The sequence below is a fragment of the Kribbella sp. NBC_01510 genome (genome assembly GCF_045040325.1).
Classification (GTDB): Bacteria; Actinomycetota; Actinomycetes; order Propionibacteriales; family Kribbellaceae; genus Kribbella.
Genome location: NZ_CP109418.1, coordinates 3,839,149 through 3,860,862, shown reverse-complemented (window position 1 = coordinate 3,860,862; position 21,714 = coordinate 3,839,149). Strand labels below are relative to the sequence as shown.

17 protein-coding genes are annotated in these 21,714 nt (G+C 69.3%); 7 read left to right on the top strand and 10 right to left on the bottom strand.

All coding sequences use genetic code 11. The annotated features are described in order from the left end of the window. Positions 1 to 22 precede the first annotated feature (22 nt). From OG558_RS19165 to OG558_RS19150, 4 genes are read right to left on the bottom strand one after another with little or no spacing between them, the layout of a single operon-like run. Complete coding sequence (locus tag OG558_RS19165) at positions 23 to 3,094, bottom strand: ATP-binding protein (RefSeq protein ID WP_405071475.1); 3,072 nt, start codon at positions 3,092 to 3,094, stop codon at positions 23 to 25. Positions 3,095 to 3,127: 33 nt separating this feature from the next. Continuing rightward, a complete protein-coding gene (locus tag OG558_RS19160) occupies positions 3,128 to 4,276 on the bottom strand; it encodes an NAD(P)/FAD-dependent oxidoreductase (RefSeq protein ID WP_405071474.1) in 1,149 nt (382 codons plus the stop codon). Next, the gene (locus tag OG558_RS19155) at positions 4,273 to 5,538 is read right to left on the bottom strand and encodes an NAD(P)-binding domain-containing protein (protein WP_405071473.1); all 1,266 of its coding nucleotides are present in this window, start codon (positions 5,536 to 5,538) and stop codon (positions 4,273 to 4,275) included. The genes OG558_RS19160 and OG558_RS19155 overlap by 4 nt, the downstream gene beginning before the upstream one ends. Positions 5,539 to 5,540: 2 nt before the next feature. After that, the gene (locus OG558_RS19150; RefSeq protein ID WP_328523606.1) at positions 5,541 to 6,113 is read right to left on the bottom strand and encodes an OsmC family protein; all 573 of its coding nucleotides are present in this window, start codon (positions 6,111 to 6,113) and stop codon (positions 5,541 to 5,543) included. 304 nt (positions 6,114 to 6,417) lie between these two features. Between OG558_RS19150 and OG558_RS19145 the strand changes: the two genes are divergently transcribed. The 6 genes from OG558_RS19145 (at position 6,418) to OG558_RS19120 (ending at position 12,002) form a co-directional block, all read left to right on the top strand. Beyond that, a complete protein-coding gene (locus OG558_RS19145; protein WP_405071472.1) occupies positions 6,418 to 6,576 on the top strand; it encodes a hypothetical protein in 159 nt (52 codons plus the stop codon). 39 nt (positions 6,577 to 6,615) lie between these two features. Further along, positions 6,616 to 7,917, top strand: a complete 1,302-nt coding sequence (locus OG558_RS19140) for an ABC transporter substrate-binding protein (RefSeq protein ID WP_405071471.1) — start codon at positions 6,616 to 6,618, stop codon at positions 7,915 to 7,917. After that, positions 7,917 to 8,843: a sugar ABC transporter permease gene (locus OG558_RS19135; protein WP_328523609.1), complete on the top strand. Its 927-nt coding sequence runs from the start codon at positions 7,917 to 7,919 to the stop codon at positions 8,841 to 8,843. Before OG558_RS19140 ends, OG558_RS19135 begins: the two co-directional genes overlap by 1 nt. Next, positions 8,840 to 9,658, top strand: coding sequence for a carbohydrate ABC transporter permease (locus tag OG558_RS19130; protein WP_329484711.1), 819 nt, complete (start codon positions 8,840 to 8,842; stop codon positions 9,656 to 9,658). Before OG558_RS19135 ends, OG558_RS19130 begins: the two co-directional genes overlap by 4 nt. A gap of 125 nt (positions 9,659 to 9,783) precedes the next feature. After that, positions 9,784 to 10,710, top strand: a complete 927-nt coding sequence (locus tag OG558_RS19125; RefSeq protein ID WP_405071470.1) for a carbohydrate kinase family protein — start codon at positions 9,784 to 9,786, stop codon at positions 10,708 to 10,710. Beyond that, entirely contained in the window at positions 10,707 to 12,002 is a 1,296-nt protein-coding gene (locus OG558_RS19120) for an alpha-glucosidase/alpha-galactosidase (RefSeq protein ID WP_405071469.1), read from the top strand. The genes OG558_RS19125 and OG558_RS19120 overlap by 4 nt, the downstream gene beginning before the upstream one ends. Here OG558_RS19120 and OG558_RS19115 read toward each other — a convergent pair. From OG558_RS19115 to OG558_RS19105, 3 genes are all read right to left on the bottom strand, one after another. Then, a complete protein-coding gene (locus OG558_RS19115) occupies positions 11,966 to 12,922 on the bottom strand; it encodes an NAD(P)H-dependent flavin oxidoreductase (RefSeq protein WP_405071468.1) in 957 nt (318 codons plus the stop codon). The two genes, OG558_RS19120 and OG558_RS19115, sit on opposite strands and share 37 nt — an antisense overlap. 238 nt (positions 12,923 to 13,160) lie before the next feature. Continuing rightward, positions 13,161 to 16,088: a preprotein translocase subunit SecA gene (secA, locus tag OG558_RS19110; RefSeq protein ID WP_405071467.1), complete on the bottom strand. Its 2,928-nt coding sequence runs from the start codon at positions 16,086 to 16,088 to the stop codon at positions 13,161 to 13,163. A gap of 186 nt (positions 16,089 to 16,274) precedes the next feature. Next, entirely contained in the window at positions 16,275 to 17,486 is a 1,212-nt protein-coding gene (locus OG558_RS19105; protein ID WP_405071466.1) for a winged helix-turn-helix domain-containing protein, read from the bottom strand. Between the two features lie 270 nt (positions 17,487 to 17,756). Here OG558_RS19105 and OG558_RS19100 point away from each other — a divergent pair, with 270 nt between their 5' ends. Beyond that, positions 17,757 to 18,569 carry a S1 family peptidase gene (locus tag OG558_RS19100; RefSeq protein WP_405071465.1) on the top strand — a complete coding sequence of 271 codons (813 nt, stop codon included), beginning with the start codon at positions 17,757 to 17,759 and terminating at the stop codon, positions 18,567 to 18,569. A gap of 54 nt (positions 18,570 to 18,623) precedes the next feature. Here OG558_RS19100 and OG558_RS19095 read toward each other — a convergent pair whose 3' ends face one another. The 3 genes from OG558_RS19095 to OG558_RS19085 form a co-directional block, all read right to left on the bottom strand. Then, entirely contained in the window at positions 18,624 to 19,970 is a 1,347-nt protein-coding gene (locus tag OG558_RS19095) for a ferric reductase-like transmembrane domain-containing protein (RefSeq protein WP_405071464.1), read from the bottom strand. Positions 19,971 to 20,137: 167 nt separating this feature from the next. Next, positions 20,138 to 20,758 (bottom strand): ribosome hibernation-promoting factor, HPF/YfiA family, encoded by a 621-nt coding sequence (gene hpf, locus OG558_RS19090; protein WP_329484704.1) that lies wholly within the window; start codon positions 20,756 to 20,758, stop codon positions 20,138 to 20,140. A gap of 250 nt (positions 20,759 to 21,008) precedes the next feature. Further along, positions 21,009 to 21,698, bottom strand: coding sequence for a ComF family protein (locus tag OG558_RS19085; protein ID WP_405071463.1), 690 nt, complete (start codon positions 21,696 to 21,698; stop codon positions 21,009 to 21,011). Between the last annotated feature and the right edge of the window lie 16 nt (positions 21,699 to 21,714).

The window sequence follows — 21,714 nt, the reverse complement described above, 5'->3', positions numbered from 1 at the left end:
TCCGGAGTCGGCCACGGGCGGCTCAGACGGCGAGCGTCGTACCTGCGGCTCCCAGTTCACGCAGCGTGAGCAGTCCATGCGCACGCGCCTGGCGGTCCGGGGCCGTCGCCAGCACGACCGCCTGCTCGTACCGGTCGCCCAGGCGGCCCCACGCCGCCGCCGCCTCCTGCCACTGGCCGGCGAGCGTCGCCGCCCACGGGCCTGGTACGTCGGCGGGAGCCGGTACGTCGATGCCGGCTCGACGCAGATAGGTGCAGAGCTCGCCGTGCATCGACCGATGCCCGGCGGCCTCGGCGAGCCTGAGCGCTCGCTGCGCGTCGTCGGTCAGGGCGCCGAGCGAGCCGTCCAGCCAGCCGAGCTCGATCCGTGCGGCCGCCAGCGGACCCACGACGAAGCTGTCGTCCGCTAGTGCTCGATCGGCGAGCGCGACGGCCAGGACCTCGCCGGCCGTGGAATCGCCACGCCGGGCGAGAAGCCGGGCGAGGACGCTGCGGGCCAGCGCTTCCATCAACCCCGGTTCGCCTGGGCTGTCCAGGAGCGCGCCAAGGTCGGCGATCGCCAGGTCCCAGTGGCCTCGGCTCGCCTGGACCGCGGCGTCGGTGAGCCGCAATCGATACTGACCGGCGAAGAACTCGCCGTCCGCCGCGGCCCGCAACCCGGCAGCGACGTACCTCTCCGCGTCGTCCAGACGGCCGCTGCGATAGGCGCCGCCGGCCGCGTTCACATAGCACCGCACCAGCGTCTCGATCCGGCTGTCCGCCCCGGCCAGGGAGATCGCACGCCGCAAGTCCTCGTCGCCGCGCGCATCGCCCCGGGCCAGCCGGGCGTCGCCCAGATAGCACCCGGCTTGCGCTTCCAGGTCCTGCCGCCCCAACCGCAACCCGATGGCCAGTGCGCGCTCGGCGTACCGCTCGGCCCGTGCGCTCGGCTCGGCGACGATGCCGACCGTCGCCAGGTTGCTGTGAGCGCGGGCCTGCTCGATCAGGGCCGCGGCCAGCCGGGCGTCGTCGCCAGTCGTCTCGAGCAGTTCGACGGCTTGCGCCGCGGCGAGCCGGGCTCGCATCGGTCCGTGCCCGAACATGACGACCCGCGCCAGCACCAGCAAGGCATCGGCCAGCCGAGACGCATCGCCGGCCTCCTCGGCCGCACCAACCGCGGCCGAGGCCGATTCCAGCGCGGCCTCGAAACGATTGACCACGTAGAGGGAGTAGGCACGCCGGGTCAGCAGCTCCGCGGCTTCGGACGAGCCGAGCAGCTCGCGGTGCCGCAGTACGACGTCAAGGACTCCGACCGCTTGGCGGTGCGCACCAAGGCGGGCAGCCTCGAGAGCGGCGGCCGGACCGTACTCGAGGATCACGTCGGTGCGTCCACATCGCTCCGCGTGATGCACCAGCCGGGAAGGCTCGGCGGCCGGATCCTCGAGGAGCCTGTCGACCACGGCCCGGTTGGCGCCGATCCGTTCCCCGGCCGTCAGCGACGACTCGATCGCCCGCCTGGCCAGTTCGTGGCGGAACGCGAGCGTGGCGTCGGTTCCGATCAGCATGCCCGACCGCTCGGCCTCGACCAGCACCGGCTGATCTCCGGCGAGGCTCTCCGCCAGCCGTCGTTCGGCGCGACTCGGGATCACGGACAGCCGTTCCAGCAGCATGCGGGCCGACGGCGACAGCCTGCCCAAGCGGGCCAGGACAGCATCGCGGACGGTCGGCGGTACGTCGGTCTCGCCGGCGGCGAGCACCTCGGTGACGAAGAACGGATTCCCTTGCGTCACCCGGTGGATCTCGACCGCCTCACGAGTGCTCGTCGCACCGAGCCGGCGTACCGCCTCGACGCTCAACGGTGGCAACGTCACTCGGCGTACGGCGGAACCCGCCAGGCTGCCCAGCAACTGCCGCAGTGGGTGACCGGCGTCGACACCGGTCTCCCGGAAGGTCAGCACGAGCACGGCCGGGATGGCCGGGAACCGGCGGGCCAGGAACCGGATCGCGTCGAGCGTCGCGTCGTCGGCCCAGTGGATGTCCTCAACCACCACGACCGACGGGCACGCGGAGAACGCGCGCAGCAGACCCGGCAGTGCGGTGTCGAGCCGATCCCCCGACAGGGCCGCGGCCAGCTCCGCGTCGCTCTCGGCCATGTCGCGGAACGGCCCGAGGCTGCGCGGCGCGAGCAGGTCGTCGCAACCGCCGATCCCAACCTTGATCGCGCGGCTCAGTCCGTCGGCGAACGTACGCACCAGCGCCGACTTGCCCGCTCCCGCCTCGCCCGAGACCAAGACGACGACACCACGGCCTTCGTCGACGGCTGTGCCGACGGCCGCGGTGAGTTCGGCCAGCTCCGCGTCCCGCTCCACCAGGTCCGTGCTGCCCTGCGGTCCGCTCACCACTTCGGCGGATCGAGGCGGCGCAACCGACTCGGCGGCCAGCAGACGGTCGCGAAGTACGACGGCCTCGAGCCCGGGCGAGATGCCGAGCTCGGTGCTCAGCGCGTGCTGCATCCGGGCGTAGCGGCGCAGCCCGGTCGGCCGGTCACCGGAGACGACCGCTTCGCGCAGGAGTTCGACATGCGCCTCCTCGTTGGCGGGATCCATGGCCAGCAGGGATTCCCAGCGACCCGCACCGCGCAGCAGGCGCATGACCTGAAGGCGAAGCCGGTCACGCGGTCCGTCCAGCCACGGCTCGGCCAGGTCGTCGGGGAGCAGTTCGCCCGCGAGCACAAGCGCTTTGGCGCAGAGCTCCGGCGATGCGGGGTCGGCCGCCAGCGCGGCATCCGCGGCCGCCTCGAACGCGCCGGCATCAACCTCGAGCATCGCGCCCGGGAACAGCGCGACGACATCGCCCTTCAGGACCACGGCATCGCGATCGGCAAGCGCCGTACGGGCATAGTGAGCGGCCTTGTGCAGCCGGGGAAGCGCGAGATCCACGCTGAGCTCCGGCCACAAGGCGTCGACCACGCGGTCGCGGTGCAGCCTTCCACCGGGCGACAGCGCCAGCAGTTTGACCAGCGCCGCCGCTTGGCGACGGCTCCACCGGCGCGCAGGAATCGGCGCGCCGTCCACCTGTACGGCGAAACCGTCCAGCATCCGCACGCTGACCTGCACATCTCGGATCGTAGGCGTCAGGAGAATCCCGTTCTACAGCAGGAAGTCCGCGGGATGGGCCGCGGACCCCGGATCCGGCAGCGATCCCACGTGGTCGACCTCGTCGCGCATCGCCGAGCTGACTTCCCGCAGCAGCACCCGCACGTCGTCCAGGCTCCACCGGTACGACGCGACCGTCTCGGTCGCCGCGAACAGCCGGCTCGAGAGTCTGTCCCGGGTCGCCTGATAGGACTCATGCGTCTCCAGAATCGCGCGAGCCAACAGCTCGGCGTCACGCAGCGCATCCGTGATGCCGTGCGTGGTGATCGGGTCCTTGTAATAGCCTGCGTCTCCGACCAGCGCCCACCCTGGCCCCCAGCACTCGCGGACGAACCCCGCCGCACCAGCCCAGCCGTGCATCGCACCCACCGGCTCCGCCGCCGACACTCGATCCGCCAGTGCCGGTGCTGTCTCCGCGAGGAGTGTCGCGAAGGCGCGCTCGGTCCCACAGCGACGCAGCGCACGCATCCTGTCCGGGGTCGTCGCGACGAACACGCAGGTCAACCCGTCGTTGGTGGGAATCAGACCGGCTCCGCCACCGACTCCATAGGCCCATTCGTAGCCGGTAGGTCGTGCATCGGCGTAGTACCGATAGAGGATCGCGCTGAGCGACTGACCCCGCCGTACGACGGGGGCCCCGACTGCGGACGCGACAGTCGAACGGATGCCGTCGGCACCGACCGTGATCCCGGCTCGGAGCTCGCGATCCTGCACGCGAACGCCCGTCACGCGACCACTCTCGTCGCGCAGGACTGCCGTGACGGGGGTCCGGAACCACATCTCCACACCCGCGTCGGCGGCCGCGTCCGCCAGCATCCGGTCGAGCACGTAGCGACGCGGCGCATACAGGGCATCAACACCGCCGCTGGAACGAAGCGCGAGTTGCTCGGACGCACGGTCGGTGTAGTGGAACGTCGTCTGCCGGATCGGTGGCGTCCCCGCCGCGGCCACATCGTCCAGCAGTCCCCATCTCGCCAACTGCATGACGCCCGCGCGCATCAGACCGTGCGTCGAGACGGTGTCGGTGCCGTAGGCGGACCGCTCCACGAGTGCCACGCGGGCACCGGCCCGGGCGAGCAGCATCGCGGTCGATGCTCCGGCAACCCGTCCGCCGACGACCAGCACGTCGTACTCGGTGGTCATGCTGCCGGCTCCGCACTGCAGCCGTCTGCCCGGGCCGCGATCCTGCCGGTCAAGAGATGCTGTACGACGGCCGCCGCGTCGTGCCGGGCACCGCCGATGAAGGCGGAGTCGCGCCGGTATTGGAATCGCTGGCCGACGACGTACACACCAGGTGCTGCGGTGACCCCGCGGTTCTGGCGGATGTGGCCGTCGGGGCCGATGACCGGCAGCCGCAGCCACGGATACTCGGGCCGGTAGCCGGTGGCGACCACGACGGTGGCGATGCCCGCCCGGGACAGATCCACAACGCGTGCTGCCGCCGGTGCCACGAGGGCCGGCGGCCGTACCGCCGGGAGAACCTCGCCGGTCAGTCCGGTACAGGCGATGTAGTCGTCCACCGCGTCGAGCAGCCGATGCATCCGTACGTCGGCGTCGGCAGCAGTCGCGGCCAGGTCCGGCCGGAAGCGTGCCTGCGTTCCTTTCATGCCCTCGAAGCGGCCGAGGAGCCGGACACCGTTGGCCTGCAGAGTGACCAGGTCAAGATTCCGTGCACGTTCGCCGGTACGGCGGCCGACGAGTTGCATCGACGGCTCCCGCCGGGCGGCCACCGGGTCGGGAACCTCCTCGATGGTCCGCGCCAGCCGGCCGGTTCGCTGCAGCCAGCAGAAGATGTCTCTGCCGCGATAACAGCGCGGGATCCGGGTGTGCCGGCCGGCTGCCAGGTACACCTCGCGGCCCGCGCGGTTGAGTTCGTCGGCGATCTGCGCACCGGACGACGAGGCGCCGATCACGAGCACGCCACCGGGCGGCAGTTGACCGGGGTTGCGATAGCTGCTCGCGGTGACGACCTCGGCCGCGTCCAATCCGTCCGGCACGTTGGCCACACCGTGCGGGCCGGTCGCGATCACCACCTGACGAGTCGACCAGGTCCCGCGATCGGTGACGAGTCGATAGCCCCCGGAATGCGCCGTGACCAGGTCGCGCACCGTCGTACCGGTCAGCACGGGTGCGCCGTACGACTGGGCGTACCGCTCCAGGTGCTGGACGAAGCCGGCCGAGCTCATGAATCCGTCGGGCTTGGACCCGTCGTACTCCCAGTGGGGCAGGCGGGTCATCCAGTTCGGCGACAGCAACCGCAGCGAGTCCCAGCGCTCGCTGCGCCAGCGCTCGCCGATCCGGCCCCGGTCGACGACCACATGATCGCGGCCCGCCCCGGTGAGCAGCCGGCTGACGGCGAGACCGGCATGGCCGGCGCCGATCACGACGGTGTCGATGGTCGTCATGGTCAGCCGGTGACCACGTCGACGACGACCGGGGTCGGGTTGGCGAGCGCGTCGAAGACCGCCGAGCGGCGCCGGGACTGCTCGACGATGCCGCGCAGGGTCTCGTCGTCGGCGTCGCCTTCGATCGCGATCGACACCCGGATCTGCTGGTAGCCGTTGCGGACGGAATCGCCCGACAGGCCGAGGATCCCGAGCAGGTCGATGTCACCTTCGACGGTCGAGGTGACCTTGGTGAGATCGACGCCGCGGGCCGCGGCGATGTTGGCGATACCGGCCGTCAGGCAGGCGGCGATCGCGTGCAGGAGGTACTCCGCCGGCGTCGGCCCGTGGTCCGTCCCGACCAGGACTTCGGGGTGGTCGAACTCGAGCACCGTGTCGGCCTTGTGCCGCAGCTCCTGCATGGCTCCGAAGAAGCCCGCTGCGGTGGAACGGCTGTGCGTCCCGGTGACCCAGGTGTTGCTCGCCCGGAACTGGAACTTGGCGATCTCGTGCTGCCCCTTCACCGCGTCGAGGGTGGCGAACAGCGTCGCGGTGTCGACGCCGTTCCGGCGCGGACTCTCGGTTGTCGTGGTCATGGATCCTCCCCTGGTCTGCCTGGCCCGGTCGGCTCAGGCATCTGCCGAAGGACGCTAGGCCGGTTACCTTCCCCCGCCCTTCCCCTCGGCTTCTCTGCGCGGTAACGCGCTCAGGCGAGGAATCCACGCACTCGTTTGCAACTTTGCCTTGACGGGACGACGCCGCAGCGCTTGACTTGGTCGGCAGTGACGCACCCAGCCGGTAGCGGTCCGAGAGGGGTCCGAAGTCCGGTTTCCAGGCGCCAGGGCAGCTCGATCCACCCAGCCCGAGGCGGGGTCGCGTCCCCGGACCGATGGAGCAATCGTGTCCAACCTCGCTCGCCGCTTCCCGCCGCCCACTCTGGCCGCCGCCGGACGACTACGACAGCCGCGCCCGCTCGAAGAAGCTGCTCACCGCGACCCAGGCACGTTGACGATCGTGCAGCGCGACGTCGACTCCGGGCACGTGCGCAAGACCTGCTGATTCCACTCCTTCATCCCTCGGCACCACCTGGAGACCCCTATGTCCCAGCATGCTCTGACCCTTTCCCGTCGTGACGTCCTGCGCGCCGCGGCCGCCGTCGCCGCCGCCGGCACGCTTGGTGCCTGCGGCAAGAACAACGAAGATGCGGGGGCCGGCCCGGACGGCGTAGTCAGCGTCGATCTCTGGCACGGCCAGGTCGACACCGGCAAGGCCGCGATCGATGCCTTGATCAACGAGTTCAACAAGTCGCACCCGAACATCAAGGTGGTCGGCGGCGGTGGCGGGGTCACCGCGGACAGCATGCTGCAGAAGGTCACCGCGGGGCTGGCCGCGGGGTCCTACCCGGATGTCGCGTACATCTTCGGGTCGGACCTCGCCAGCCTGACCAAGAGCCCGAAGGTGGCCGACCTGACCGGTGCGCTGAAGATCGACGACTACTGGCCGGCCGCGAAGGACGCGGTCAGCGTGAAGGGCAAGGTCCGGGCCGCGCCGGCCTTGCTCGACTCACTCTGCGTGGTCTACAACAAGAAGCTGTTCACCGCCGCCGGCGTCCCGGCGCCGCAGGCGGGCTGGACCTGGGACGACTTCGTCACCACGGCCAAAGCCCTCACCAACCCCGGCAAGGGCATCTTCGGCACCGGCTGGCCGGGTGTCGGCGACGAGGACACGGTCTGGCGGATCTGGCCGATGATCTGGGACCTCGGCGGCGACGTGGTCAGCGGCGACGGCAAGAAGGTGGGCTTCGACCAGGTCGGTGAGCAGGCGCTCGGCACTCTCGATCGGCTGCGCAGCGACAAGTCGCTGTACGTCGATCCCAAGCCGGGCAGCGAACAGCTCTACCAGGTGTTCCTCGGTGGCCGGATGGCCATGGTCGCGACCGGCCCCTGGCAGCTCCCGGAGCTCATCGACAATCACCTCGACTACGGCGTGGTGCCGCTGCCGTCGTACTCCGGGAAACCGGTGACGATCTCGGGTCCGGACACCTGGACCGTGTTCGACAACGGCAAGGCGAAGGTGCAGGCGGCCACCGAGTTCGTGAAGTGGATGGCCGACCCGGCGCAGGACATCCAGTGGGACATGGAGGGCGGGAGTCTGCCGATCACCAAGGCCACTGCCGAGCTCCCCCAGTGGAAGAAGCACTCGACCGAGACGAACGGGCTGGACGTGTTCGTCAAGGCGCTCGACTCGGCGAAGGTCCGGCCGACGATCACGACCTACCCGCAGATCTCGCAGAACCTCGGTCAGGCGATCGCCGCCGTCCTGCTTGGGAAACAGAGCCCGGGTGATGCGATCAAGCAGGCCGTCGACCAGTGCAACCAGGTGCTGGCGGTGCCGAACTGATGGCCAGCGTGGTCGGTACGTTCACCGTCGACCCCCGGAGCCGGGCGGCGGCCAAGCGTCGTACCCGGAACGAGAGCGCGACGGGATGGGCGTTCGTCAGCCCGTCGGTACTGATCATCCTGGGACTCAGCGTCGTACCGGTGCTGTGGTCGTTGCTGTTGTCGTTCCAGGTGAATGACCTGGTCTCGCCGAGCGAGTGGGTCGGGCTGGCCAACTACAAGGCCCTGATGAAAGACCCGACCTTCGGTGCGGCGGTCGAGCACACGCTGATCTACACGGTGCTGTACGTGCCGCTGAGCGTGGTCGCCGGGCTGGCGATCGCGATCGCGCTGGATCGGAAGATCGCCTTCATCGGTCTGTATCGGACCTTGGTGTTCGTGCCGTTCGTGGTGTCGGCGGCGGCGCAGGGCGTGCTGTTCTCGTTCGTGCTCGATCCGGAGTTCGGTGTCGCGAACTCGGTGCTGCACAAGGTCGGGTTGCCGGCGCAGGGGTTCTTCAGCGATCCCGGTCAGGCGTTGTATCTGCTGGTCGCGATCTCGCTGTGGAGCGGGACCGGATTCTGCGTGATCGTCTATCTGGCCGGGTTGCAAGGGGTTTCGACAGACCTGGTCGAGGCTGCCCGGATCGACGGTGCGGGACGGTTCGGCGTACTGCGTCATGTCGTGCTGCCGTCGTTGACACCGGTGACGATCTTTCTGCTGCTGTTCCAGGCCATCAACGCGTTGCAGGTGTTCGACCTGGTGTTCGTCACCACCAAGGGCGGGCCGCTCGGCTCCACCACCGTGATCGTGTACTTCATCTGGGAGAAGGCGTTCAAGACGTTCACGGCCGGCTACAGCGCGGCCGCGGCGTACGCGTTGGCGGTCGCCTTGCTCGTGATCGGTGTGGCCTTGCAGCTGTATCGGCGGAGGGCGGCTGCGCGATGAAGAGACTGCCTTTCAGTGCTTGGCATTTCGTGCTCGCGCCACTTGCCTTGCTGTTCGCGTTGCCGTTGGCGTGGTTGCTGGTGAGCTCGGTGATGAGCAACGCCGAGATCAACCGGTTCCCACCGGCGCTGATTCCGCACGGGATCAAGCTCGACGGGTATCGCTACGTGCTGGGGAACGCGTTGTTCCCGCGCTGGTTCCTGAACTCGTTCATCGTGTCGGCGGTGGCGGTGACGGCCAATCTCGTCCTCGGCTCGCTCGGCGGGTACGCGTTCGCGCGGATCCGGTTCGCCGGGTCGAAGCTCGTGCTCGGGCTGATGCTGGCGACGATGGTGATCCCGTTCCAGCTGACGATGATCCCGACGTTCCTGGTGATGAAGGAACTCGGGCTGATCGACACCCTCGGCGCGCTGATCATCCCGTCGCTGGTGACGCCGCTGTCGGTGTTTCTCTTCCGGCAGTTCTTCGTCTCGCTTCCGCGCGAGCTCGAGGAGGCGGCCTGGATCGACGGGTGCGGGCGGCTGCGGATCCTGGTCTCGATCGTGCTGCCGCTGGCCCGGCCGGCCCTGAGTACGGTCGCCGTCCTCACCTTCCTGGCCACCTGGAACGACCTGACCTGGCCGCTGATCGCGATCAACACCGACACCACGTACACCCTCCAGCTCGGCCTGACCACCTTCCAGGGCCAGCACCACACCCAGTGGGCCGCCGTGATGGCCGGCAACGTCATCACCGTGCTGCCGGTCCTGCTGGGCTTCCTCCTCGCCCAGAAGGCCTTCATCCGCTCACTCGCATCCACCGGACTCAAGGGCTGACACATGACTGTGCTTTTGGTCGGGCCTTCGGCGCCGACGCGGTCATGGGGCCTTGGCTCCCGCCCTTCCCTCGTCGCTCCAGTCGCTTCGCTCCCTCCGCTCCTCAGTCCAGGCCGGGAGGCCCCATGACCTACGACCTGCTCGTGATTGGCGACGCGAACCCCGATGTGGTTGTCGGGCCTGTCGACCAACCCGTCCGCTTCGGCCAGCGGGAACGGCTTGTTCCCAACGGTTCTCTGGTGCTCGGCGGCTCGGCCTCGATCATGGCCTGCGGCGCCGCCCGGCTCGGGCTCAGCGTCGCCTTTGCCGGGCGCGTCGGCGACGATCCGGCCGGCGACTTCATCCGTACGGCGCTCTCCGACCGCGGAGTGAATGTCGACGCTCTGATTGTCGACAACACCCTTCCGACTCCGCTGACCACGATCCTCACCTCGGGCGACGACCGGGCGATCCTCACCTCCCCTGGCTGCCTCCCGGCCACCACGGCGGACGACGTACCCGGGTCGTTGCTGCGATCGGTCCGGCACGTGCACGCGGCGTCGTTCTACCTGATGCCGTCACTGGCGGCCGGGCTGGCGGCACTATTCAAGGAGGCGAAGGCCGCGAAGGCGACCACATCGCTCGACCCGAACGACGACCCGGCCGGGCGTTGGGACCGGACGGTCCTCGACCCGGTGCTTCGGGTCACCGACTACTTCCTGCCGAATGCGGCCGAGGCGTTGGCCCTCACCGGTCATCACTCGGTAGAAGATGCCGCGGGCATCCTGGCCCGTCGCGGACCGTTGGTCGTGGTGAAGAACGGTGTGGACGGCGCCCTGGCCCACAACGGTTCCAAGGTCACGACAGCGCCGGCGGTCAAGGTCGACACCGTCGACGCGGTCGGAGCAGGCGACAGCTTCGACGCCGGCTGGGTGGCCGCCGTACTGAACGGATCCCGCACCGAACGAGCCCTGGCGATCGCTGCCGCCTGCGGCTCACTGTCCACCCGCGCCGCCGGCGGGACCGCGGCCCAGCCGGACTGGGATCTAGCCATCGAGAGCGTGATGCAATGAGCAAGATCGCCTTCATCGGCGCGGGCAGTGTGGTCTTCACCCAAGGCCTGCTCGCCGACCTGTTCAGCTTCGACCTCGGACCGCTGCACATCGCGTTGCACGACATCGATCCCGAGCGACTCGACACAGCCGCCGCGGCGGCGGCGTACATCGCCCAGGAGCGTGGTGTGACGCCGCGGATCACCGCGCACCTGGAGCGCCGGGCCGCGCTCGACGGCGCGGGCTTCGTGATCAACATCGTCCAGGTCGGGATGAACGCCGCGACCCGGGTGGACTTCGAGATCCCGGCCCGGTACGGGATCCGGCAGACGATCGGGGACACGCTCGGTGTCGGCGGGGTGTTCCGGGCGCTGCGGACGTTCCCGGTCCTGCGGGGGCTCGCGGAGGACATCGCCGAGGTGTGTCCGGACGCGTGGCTGCTGAACTACACCAACCCGATGGTGATGAACGTCTGGTACCTGGCCGCGCTCGGAGTGCGCAAGGTCGTCGGGCTCTGTCACTCGGTCTACTGGACGATGCACGGTCTGTCCGAACTGGTCGGCGTCCCGTACGACGAGGTCACCTACCGGGCCGCTGGGGTCAACCACCAGTCGTGGGTACTGCGGTTCGAGCGCGGCTCCGAGAATCTGTACGAGCGGCTGGACGCGGCGATCGCGGCGGATCCGGAACTGCGTCGGCGAGTGCGCGTGGACATGTACCGGCGGCTCGGGTTCTATCCCACCGAGACCAGCGAGCACTCGTCGGAGTACGTGCCGTGGTACCTGTCGCATCCGGACGAGGTCGAGCGGCTGCGGCTGCCCGTGGGTGAGTATCTCGGGATCGTCGAGGAGAACCTCGCGTCGTACGAACAGACGCGGAAGGCGTTGAGGGCCGGCGAACCGGTAACGGTCGAACCGACGATGGAGTATGCGCCGCAGGTCATCCACAGCATCGTCACCGGGACGCCGCGAACCATCTACGGCAACGTCCCGAACACCGGCCTGATCAGCAACCTGCAGGCCGGCGGGGTGGTCGAAGTCCCTTGCCTGGTTGACGGTTCGGGAGTCCAGCCGACTTCGGTGGGTGCATTGCCGGCGCAGTGTGCGGCCCTCAACCGGTCCTACCTCAACGTGGCCGAGCTGGTGGTGAAGGCCGCAATGGACGAGGATCCGCGGGCGATCCGGCAGGCCGTGATGGTCGACCCGGCCACCGCGGCCGCGCTACCGGTCGAACGGATCTGGGACCTGTGCGACGAGCTCGTGATTGCTCACGGCAATTACTTGGCGCCGTCGCTGAGGGCGGCCTGCAGGTAGGTGCGGTACATCGCGAAGCCGTCGAGGACCTCGGCGGCAGTCGGCTGACCGGTGAGGGAGCCGACGCCCTGGCCCGCGTAGATCGAGGCGCGGGCCGGGTCGGCGGCGCGGGTGCCTTCGACGTACTCAGTGTGGCCGGCGTCGTCGGTCTTCAGCTCGTCCTCGCGGCCCTGCCAGGTGTCGAAGTACGCGTTGCGCAGCGCCCGGCCACCGAACTCGTCCGGCCACCCGGCCCGCGACGCCGCGTCGAACACCGTGCCGTAGACGGTGTCGGTCTCGTCCGCCGCGATCACACGCCGGCGGACCGGCTCCGACGTGAGCGCCTCCTGGCAGGTGAGAAACGCCGTACCGATCCAGGCACCAGCGGCACCCGCGGCCAGTACGGCGGCCACCCCGCGCGGACCCGAGATCCCACCGCCCGCGAGCACCGGCAGCTCGGTCAGCTCGAGAATCGCCTGCAGCAACGGCAGCGTGGCCACGGCATTGCGGCCATGCCCACCGGCTTCCGCGCCCCGGGCAACGATCACGTCGACACCGGCGTCGATCGCCTCCCGCGCATCGGCAACCGTCCCCGCCTGCGTGGCAACGACAATCCCGGCCTTCTGCAGCGGTTCGACGTACGGCGTGTACTCCCCGAAGCTGAGCGACACCAGCGCCGGCTTCAGTTCGAGCACGGCCTCCAGATGCTCCGGGCGCTGCCGCACCGACCACGCCATCAGCCCGATCCCATACGGCTTCCCACTCGCCGCAGCGATCGATCCCTCGGTCCGCATCCAGTCAGCCGTGACCGCGGATCCGGCGCCGAGCATGCCGAGACCACCCGCCACCGAGATCGCGGCAACCAGCCTGCCACCACTCACGTTCGCCATCGGCGCGCCCACCACCGGAACGCTCAGCCCGAACTTCTCCGTCAGCCACATGAGTCCACAGCATCACACCCGCCCGGTCCACGCCACGTGCCCCCGCCATGTGCCCGAGGGCTGGGACAGGAACTGGTGGGTGGGGACATGGCATTAGCTGTCGCCGCCCACGACAACCTGACCCAGGTCCCCGAACGCGGTCCGGTGCCACGATCCGAAGCCTCCGGAGCTGGCGTTGGTCGGACGCGCGACGGCCGGGCCCGGAGTTACCTCCCGGGCCCGGCGGTGGCTTGATACCTCAGAACTTGTAGACGTCTGAGGCTGGGTCGCCGTGGCAGCGCTTGTACTTCTTGCCGGAGCCGCAGGGGCAGGCCGCGTTGCGCGGGGTGCCGGCGTACAGCAGGCCGCCCTCTTCGACGGCTGCCTCGCGGACGGCCACCTCGTCGTCGCCGTCCATGGTCGGAGCCGAGTAGGACAGGCGCTGCGGACGGCTGTCACCGGTCAGACCCTTGGCGCGCAGGCGCGGCGTGTCCCGCGGCCGCACCTCGTCCTGGACCCGGCCGGGGAACTCCGCCACCGGCGCACCGGGGGTGAGGATGTCCTCGATCCGGCGGCCTTCGAGACCTTCGCCGTCCAGGTCGAGATCCACCGCCGCGTCCGCCTCGGCGGCGAGCTCCATCTCGGCCCGCATCGCCTCGACGTCCACCTCGACGTTGAAGATGAAGGCGACCGACTCCTCCTTGATCGACTCCATCATCGCGGCGAACATGTCGTAGCCCTCGCGCTGGTACTCGACCAGGGGGTCGCGCTGCGCCATCGCGCGCAGGCCGATGCCCTCGCGCAGGTAGTCCATCTCGTACAGGTGCTCGCGCCACTTGCGGTCCAGCACGCTCAGTACGACGCGACGCTCCAGCTCGCGCATCGCGTCCTCACCGAGCAGCTCCTCGCGCCGCTCGTACGCCGCCTGGGCATCCTCGATGAACCGCTCGATCAGGAAGTCCTGGGTCAGGCCGGCCTTCTCGCCGCCAGCCTCCTCGATCAGCTCGTCCTCGGTCAGCTCGGTCGAGTACAGCGTCTTCATCGCGGTGAACAGCGCGTCCAGGTCCCAGTCCTCGGCGAACCCGTCCGCGGTCGCGCCCTGCACGTACCCGGTGACGGTCTCGTCGAGCATGTCCGACACCTGCGAGTGCAGGTCCGCGCCCTCGAGCACCCGGCGGCGCTCGTCGTACACGACGTGCCGCTGCCGGTTCATCACGTCGTCGTACTTGAGGATGTTCTTCCGGGTCTCGAAGTTCTGCGCCTCGACCTGGGCCTGCGCCGACGCGATCGCCTTGGTGACGACCTTGTTCTCCAGCGGCTGGGTGTCGTCGTTGTTCCGCGACATCGCCCAGTCGACCATCTCGCGCTTGAACAGCCGCATCAGGTCGTCCTCCAGCGACAGGTAGAACCGGGACTTGCCCGGGTCGCCCTGACGGCCGGCACGGCCGCGGAGCTGGTTGTCGATCCGGCGGGACTCGTGCCGCTCGGTGCCGAGCACGTACAGGCCGCCGGCCTCGGTGACCTCTTCCTGCTCGTCCTTGACCCGCTTCTCGAACTCCTCGAGGACCTTCGGGTACTCCGCCTCGTACTGCTCGGCGGACTCCACCGGGTCGATCCCGCGGGCGCGCAGGTCCTTGTCGGCCAGGTGCTCGGGGTTGCCGCCGAGGATGATGTCGGTACCACGGCCGGCCATGTTGGTGGCCACCGTGACCGCGCCCTTGCGGCCGGCCTCGGCGACGATCGCCGCCTCCCGCGCGTGCTGCTTCGCGTTCAGCACCTCGTGCGCGATGTTCTCCTTGCGCAGCTGCGCGGACAGCCGCTCGGACTTCTCCACGCTGGTGGTGCCGACCAGGATCGGCTGGCCGGTCTGGTGCACCTCGACGATGTCCTTGACCACCGCGTCGAACTTGGCGTCCTCGGTGCGGAAGATCAGGTCCCGCTCCTCGACTCGGATCATCGGCTTGTTGGTCGGGATCGGGACCACACCGAGGTTGTAGACCTTGGAGAACTCGGCCGCCTCGGTCATCGCCGTACCGGTCATGCCGGCCAGCTTGTCGTAGAGGCGGAAGTAGTTCTGCAGCGTGATGGTCGCCAGCGTCTGGTACTCCTCCTTGATCTCGACCTCTTCCTTGGCCTCGATCGCCTGGTGGAGTCCCTCGTTGTAGCGGCGGCCGTGCAGCGTGCGGCCGGTGTGCTCGTCGACGATCAGCACCTCGTTGTCGACGACCACGTAGTCCTTGTCCCGGCGGAACAGGTCCTTCGCCTTCAGCGCGTTGTTCAGGTAGCTGATCAGCGGGGTGTTGGCCGACTCGTACAGGTTGTCGATGCCGAGCCGGTCCTCGACCTTCTCGATCCCGCGCTCGAGGATCGCGACGGTCCGCTTCTTCTCGTCCACCTCGTAGTCGGCCACGGGGCGCTGCTCCTCGGGCACCTTGTCGTCGGCGATCCGGGGCTTCAGCGTGTTCGCGATCCGCGCCATCTCGACGTACCAGCGCTGCGAGTCCTCGGCCGGGCCGGAGATGATCAGCGGGGTCCGGGCCTCGTCGACCAGGATCGAGTCCACCTCGTCCACGATCGCGAAGTTGTACTCGCGCTGGACGAGGTCGTCGATGCTGCCCGCCATGTTGTCGCGCAGGTAGTCGAAGCCGAACTCGTTGTTGGTGCCGTAGGTGATGTCCTTGCTGTACGCGATCCGCCGCTCGGCCGGGGTCATCTCCGGCAGGATCACGCCGTAGTCGAGGCCGAGGAAGTGGTACACCCGGCCCATCCACTCGGCCTGGAACCTGGCCAGGTAGTCGTTCACCGTGACCACGTGCACGCCCCGGCCGGACAGGGCGTTCAGGTACGCCGCCAGCGTGGCGACCAGCGTCTTGCCCTCACCGGTCTTCATCTCGGCGATGTTGCCGAGGTGCAGCGCCGCGCCACCCATGATCTGGACGTCGTAGTGCCGCTGGTGCAGGGTCCGCTTGGCCGCCTCCCGGACCACCGCGAAGGCCTCCGGCATCAGTTGGTCGAGAGACTCCCCGTTCTCGAACCGCTGCTTGAACTCCGCGGTCTGACCACGAAGTTCCTCGTCGGTCATCCCGACGAAGTCGTCCTCGATCGAGTTGACCATCTTCGCGATGCCCTGGAGCTGACGCAGGATCTTGCCCTCGCCGATCCGCAGGACCTTGTCGATCACCTTCATGGTGGGGAGTTCTCTCCTTGCTGCTGAAGCCTGGCTGCGGCCGAACGCCGACAGGGCACGATCCACCCCTCGGGCAGGCGCGCAGCACCCATGTTACGGGGCACGATGTGCCAAGCCACGCCGGATGCGTGCCGCCGGGCCTATCCGACCCACGCTCAGGCGGCCAGGAAAGTTCCCACTGCCCGATCAGAAACCGCGCAGAGCGTCACTGAGCGCTGGCGAGAGGTCACCACCACCGGCCACCCGCACCTGGTCGAGCCCGAGCCATCCGGCCAGCTGGACGAGCTCCGCGGCCAGCTCGGCGGCCGTTTCCACCGGCGCCTTCGGCTCCGCGTGCGCCGATTGGACCAGCAGCACGCCGGCCGTCCGGTCGGCCTTGAGGTCCACCCGGGCGACCAGCCGGTCCCCGAGCAGGAACGGGAGCACGTAGTACCCGTGGATGCGCTTCTCGGCCGGGACGTAGATCTCGATCCGGTAGCGGAAGTCGAACAGGACCTCGGTCCGGGTCCGCTCGAACACCAGCGAGTCGAAAGGGCTGACCAGGGCCCGGGTGTTCACCCGCCGCGGCAGTCGCGCGTCCCGATGCAGGTACGCCGGCCGCTTCCACCCGTCGATTCCGACCGGGAACAGCTCGCCCTCCTCGACCAGCTCCGCGATCGCCTGCGCGGTCGCCTCCGGCGCGGTCCGGAAGTAGTCCTTCAGACACTGCGCGGTCGCCACTCCGTGCGCCCTCGCCGCGATCGACACCAGCCCGCGATGCGCGGCGGCCACGGACGGCGTCGGGGTCTCCAGTACGGCGCGAGGCAGCACCCGCTCGGGTACGTCGTACATCCGCTCGAACTGCTGGTTGCGCCGGGCGACGGTGATCTCGCCCGCGAAGAAGAGGAACTCGAGGGCACGTTTCACGTCGGACCAGTTCCAGCCCCAGTTGGTGCGGTCGCGCTCGACGTCGTCATCGATCTGGCGGGCGGTCAGCGGGCCGTGGTCGCGGACATCGGCGAGCACCTGCTTGAGCAGCTCCGGTCGCTCGGCGGCGATCGACCGCGGGCCGCCCCACGCCTCGGTCGTCGCGCGGGCCATCCGCCAGCGCATCAGCGGGTGCGTCTCGACCGGGATCAGCGACGCCTCGTGCGCCCAGTACTCCACGAGTCGGCGCGGCGCCTTCCCGGACGCACGGTCGAGCAGGTCCCGCGGGTACGGTCCCAGCCGCGAGTACAGCGGCAGGTACTGCGCCCGGCTCAGGACGTTGACCGAGTCGATCTGGATCAGCCCGATCCGGCCGAGCACGCGCGCCAGCGCCCGCGCATCCGGCGTCCCCTTGGGACGGGGATCCATGAACCCTTGCACGGCCAGCGCCACCCGCCGTGCCTGGGCGGTCGACAACACCTGCGTGGTCATGGGGCCTCCCGGCCTGGACTGAGGAGCGTAGGGAGCGAAGCGACTGGAGCGACGAGGGAAGGCCGGGAGCCAAGGCCCCATGACCCCGCCGGCGCCGGAGGCCCGGCCAAAAGCACTGTCACGGCACGAATTCTGCCGTGTGCCTCCGACAAAAAGATGAGCCCATAACTCGGGAGTTACCGCAAGTGGGAGGTGTGCTACGGAGGGTGTTCAGGGGACGCTGCCAGCAGGCCGCCCGCCCGCGCGGCCCCTATCAACCTGGAGTGAGGCATGACAGGAAGAGTGCAGTTGATCCGTGCCGTCTTGGCGGCCGGTGTGCTGACCGCGGCGTCCCTCGGTGCGGTGGCCGTAGCCGGCTCCGCGTCGGCCGCGCAGTCACCTGACGGACCGAAGACCCGGATCGTCGGCGGCACGATCGCCCATACCGCGGACACCCCGTGGGCGATCGCCCTCAACAACAGCGGCTCCCCCTCACCGAGCGGCCAGTGGTGCGGCTCGACCCTGGTCGCGGCGAACAAGATCGTCACCGCCGCACACTGCGCGCAGGAAGCGGTGAGCACCTACACGGCGATCCAGGGCCGGGACGTACTGGCCAGCGCCGGTGGCACATCGTCCAAGATCAGCAGCATCTGGGTGGACCCGCAGTACGGGCAGCAGCCGGGTCACGACGTCGCCGTGATGACGCTGGCCACGCCGTTCGCCGGCGTACCGACGCTGGCCCTGGAGACCGACAAGGCGGCGGACGCGGCCGGCGCGGCGTCGGTCGTCTACGGCTGGGGGTCGACCGAGGGCACCGGCCCGGAGGACACCTTCCAGAAGGTGGACGTCCCCGTGCTGGGTGACGCGTACTGCGAGCAGGCGTACGCGAGTGAGGGCTACACCGCCGACGGCGAGATCTGCGCCGGCTACGAGGACGGTGGCAAGGACTCCTGTCAGGGCGACTCCGGCGGTCCGCTCGTCCTGAACGGCCGCCTCTTCGGCGTCGTCTCCTGGGGCGTCGGCTGCGCGGACGCGGGCAACCCCGGCGTCTACGCCGAGGTAGCGACCTACGCCGCCGAACTGCAGTCCCAGATCGGCGGGTAAAGCAGTCACGTGGGGCCCGGGCCTGTTCGCCCGGGCTCCACGCATGCTGTCCGTTCAGACAGCGCCGAAGCGTTCGGTGTGGATTCGCCGGAGTGGTACGCCGAGGCCGGACAGGTCCCGGCTGACGGCGCTGACCATCGGCTGCGGGCCGCAGATGAAGTACTCCAGACGCTGCGGGCGGCGCGGCAACTGACGGGACAGGAAGCTCCTGGTGATCCGGCCGGTCTCCCCCGGCCAGCCGGGATGCGGGCGACTGAGCACCTCGACCACCCTGAGGTTGAGCCGGGTGCGCAGCGCGGTGATCTCCGGCCGGAGCATCAGCTCGTCCTCGGTGCGCGCCGCGACGATCAACCGGTGCCGCCGGCGGTCCTCGCGATCGGCCAGGGTCCGGAGCATGCTCAGCAGCGGCGTGATGCCGACGCCTGCCGCGATCAGTACGAACCCCGGTGCGTCCTCATGGCCCTCGATCGTGAACCCGCCGTACGGGCCGTCCAGGAAGACGCGGCGACCCGGCCGGAGCGCGCCGAGCAGCTCGGTGAAATCACCGAGCGCCTTGATGGTGAACTCCATCCGCTCGGGGTGCTCCGCGGTCGACGCGATGCTGAACGGATGCTCCTCGAACACGAACGGCGTCGAGCCGATCTTGAGCCAGACGAACTGACCGGCGTCGAACGGCAGGCCCGCATGACCGTCCGCCTGGATCACCAGCGTCACGCCGTCGCCCGGCACAGCCCGAACCGACACCACGACGTAGGCGTGCTTGCGGGACCGGATCGGCAGCCAGATCCAGCGGCGCGCGGCCAGACCGGCCAGGAGCAGCCCGCTGGCGACGAACCAGGCAGCCACCAGCACGTGCGAAACGAGGTGCCGCAGCCACCAGACATGCAGCCAGGCGGTGACCAGGACGACCGCCACCAGCCCGTTGTGGACCAGCCGCCAGCCCTCGTACCGCGGCTGGCGGCTGGGACGGCGCAACGCGAGGACCACGACCAGGACCAGCGCGACCGTCGAGGTGACCGCCGCCCGGGCCGCCCAGGTGGTGTGCACGAGATCGAGGATGGATAGCCCACGCGGATCGACGAACAGCACCGCGACCAGGTGGACGATGACCAGCAGGACCGCGATCAGCGCGATCAATCGGTGCACCGCCAGCACGGTCTCGATCCCGAAGGACGCGATCAGCCAGGGCAGCCGGGCGGGCAGCACGACCGCGACGACCAGGGCGGAGAAGCCGACCAGTCCGGCGCTGAGGACCAGAGCCGCCCCTGGATTCGCGTCCGGTGGCCCGATCACACCCCACGTGAGGAACAGCGGAACCAGCAGGACAGCGGCGTACCAGAGGAACCAGGCGAGCCGGGACAGCGGGCCATGTACACGTTCTGAGATTCGGTGGCGGGACATGACGGTGGAAAACTACGCCGCCGTGCGGGCGGGGGGAACACACGTGCTCAGGTATGACAAGACTGTCATCGCGCCTCGGACAGACCGAGGGCCGGGCTTGCTGCCCGGCCCTCGTGTTGTGTAGCTCCTCCCTGGATCAGCAGGTCGGCCTCACACGACCAAGGGGGTCAGACCGCCAGACGGATCACGCCGTAGTCGTAACCGCGACGGCGGTAGACGACGCTGGGCTGGTTCTCGTCGGCGTCGACGAACAGGTAGAAGTCGTGTCCGACCAGTTCGAGCTCGTAGAGCGCCTGGTCCAGGGACATCGGCTTGGCGGTGTGGGTCTTCTCGCGCATCACCAGCGGACCGTCGCCGGTGACCGTGAGCGATCCGACTTTGTACGTCGCCACCTTGTCTTCGGCGGCTTTCTCCTCCACAGCGGTGCTGCTGACTGGCTGCTTCGCGTTCACGTGCCGCAGGCCTTCCGGCGAGCGCTCACCGCGGTGCACCCGGCGCCGGTCGGCCGCCTTGCGGACCTGGGCCCGGAGCCGGTCCAGGCAGACGTCGAACGCCGCCTGCTTGGTCTCACCGCACGCTTCGGCGCGGACCACCGGACCCTTGGTGTACATGGTGAGTTCGACACGCATCGCCCGATCGTGCTGTCGCGGGTTCTTCTCCTGGCTGACTTCCACCTCGCACCGCAGTACCCGGTGATCGACCTTCTCGATTCGCTCGAGTTTTTCCTCGACGTACTGCCGGAAGCGGTCACTGACCTCGCAGTGATGACCCTTGACAACGACGTCCACGGAAACCTCCATCGATCGGCGACTTCTTGTTACGTCTCCAGACCCCCGCAGGTGTGCGAATTCGACTCCATTTCACTGTGCCGGTAGCGGTCGGGGTGCCCGAAACGACAACACCCGCGACCACGCCCGTCGGACTCCGCAGTGAGGATTCCGGCTGATCCGGTCCTGCACCACATCCCTGCCCGACAAGCCCGTGCGGGTGTCATGGGCCAACGCTAGTCGGCTTCGGCGAAAACCGGTAGGGAAGTTCTCATGAACCAGACGACCGGTGCCGGCGGGTCGCGGCCAGGACCGCGCAGCCGAGCACCGCGATCCCCCGGGATTCCAAGGCGCGGCACGCCTCCGCGAGCGTGGAACCGGTGGTGATCACGTCGTCGACCAGCAGGACCGGCTGATCCGTCAGCCTTTCAGCCCAGCGCGAACGAGCCGCGAAAGCCCCGTCCAGGTTGACGGTACGGCGTTCCGCGGACAGGCCGGCCTGGTCGTCCGGGCGCCGTACGACGCGCAGCGCGTCGGCCAGCCGGGCGTCGACGCCCTGTCTCCGCAGGGCTTTGATCGCGGCCTTGGCAATCCGCCGCAGCGGGTCGTGCCCGCGCTGCCGGACGGTCGCCCGCGCCGACGGGACCGGGCACAACCAGGCGGCCCGGTGCTCCCCCAGCGCGCTCACCACCGCGGTCGCGAGCACGCCACCGAGCGGCCGTGCAAGGGCGTACCGGGCGTTCTCCTTGTGCGCGATGATCAACTGCCGGAGCTCATCGGCGTACGGCGCACTCGCGGTCGGCGGAGGCAGTCCGGCCGGCCGCGGGTCGGGCCAGGCACGGAACGGAGTCAGGGTGGCCAGCAGCTCCCGGCAACCACCACAGAGAGTGATGCCGGGCCGCTCGCAACCCGCGCAGCGCCCACCCAGGACGAGATCCACGAACGCGTCCCGGGCCGGCACCGCACCCACGATCGAC

Excerpts from the sequence above, each read along its gene's own strand:
- OG558_RS19135 (WP_328523609.1), top strand. The coding sequence starts at position 7,917 with ATGGCCAGCGTGGTCGGTACGTTCACCGTCGACCCCCGGAGCCGGGCG.
- OG558_RS19130 (WP_329484711.1), top strand. The coding sequence starts at position 8,840 with ATGAAGAGACTGCCTTTCAGTGCTTGGCATTTCGTGCTCGCGCCACTT.
- OG558_RS19125 (WP_405071470.1), top strand. The coding sequence starts at position 9,784 with ATGACCTACGACCTGCTCGTGATTGGCGACGCGAACCCCGATGTGGTT.
- OG558_RS19150 (WP_328523606.1), bottom strand. The coding sequence starts at position 6,113 with ATGACCACGACAACCGAGAGTCCGCGCCGGAACGGCGTCGACACCGCG.
- OG558_RS19115 (WP_405071468.1), bottom strand. The coding sequence starts at position 12,922 with ATGTGGCTGACGGAGAAGTTCGGGCTGAGCGTTCCGGTGGTGGGCGCG.
- OG558_RS19155 (WP_405071473.1), bottom strand. The coding sequence starts at position 5,538 with ATGACGACCATCGACACCGTCGTGATCGGCGCCGGCCATGCCGGTCTC.
- OG558_RS19120 (WP_405071469.1), top strand. The coding sequence starts at position 10,707 with ATGAGCAAGATCGCCTTCATCGGCGCGGGCAGTGTGGTCTTCACCCAA.
- OG558_RS19140 (WP_405071471.1), top strand. The coding sequence starts at position 6,616 with ATGTCCCAGCATGCTCTGACCCTTTCCCGTCGTGACGTCCTGCGCGCC.
- secA (WP_405071467.1), bottom strand. The coding sequence starts at position 16,088 with ATGAAGGTGATCGACAAGGTCCTGCGGATCGGCGAGGGCAAGATCCTG.
- OG558_RS19095 (WP_405071464.1), bottom strand. The coding sequence starts at position 19,970 with ATGTCCCGCCACCGAATCTCAGAACGTGTACATGGCCCGCTGTCCCGG.
- OG558_RS19105 (WP_405071466.1), bottom strand. The coding sequence starts at position 17,486 with ATGACCACGCAGGTGTTGTCGACCGCCCAGGCACGGCGGGTGGCGCTG.
- OG558_RS19160 (WP_405071474.1), bottom strand. The coding sequence starts at position 4,276 with ATGACCACCGAGTACGACGTGCTGGTCGTCGGCGGACGGGTTGCCGGA.
- OG558_RS19100 (WP_405071465.1), top strand. The coding sequence starts at position 17,757 with ATGACAGGAAGAGTGCAGTTGATCCGTGCCGTCTTGGCGGCCGGTGTG.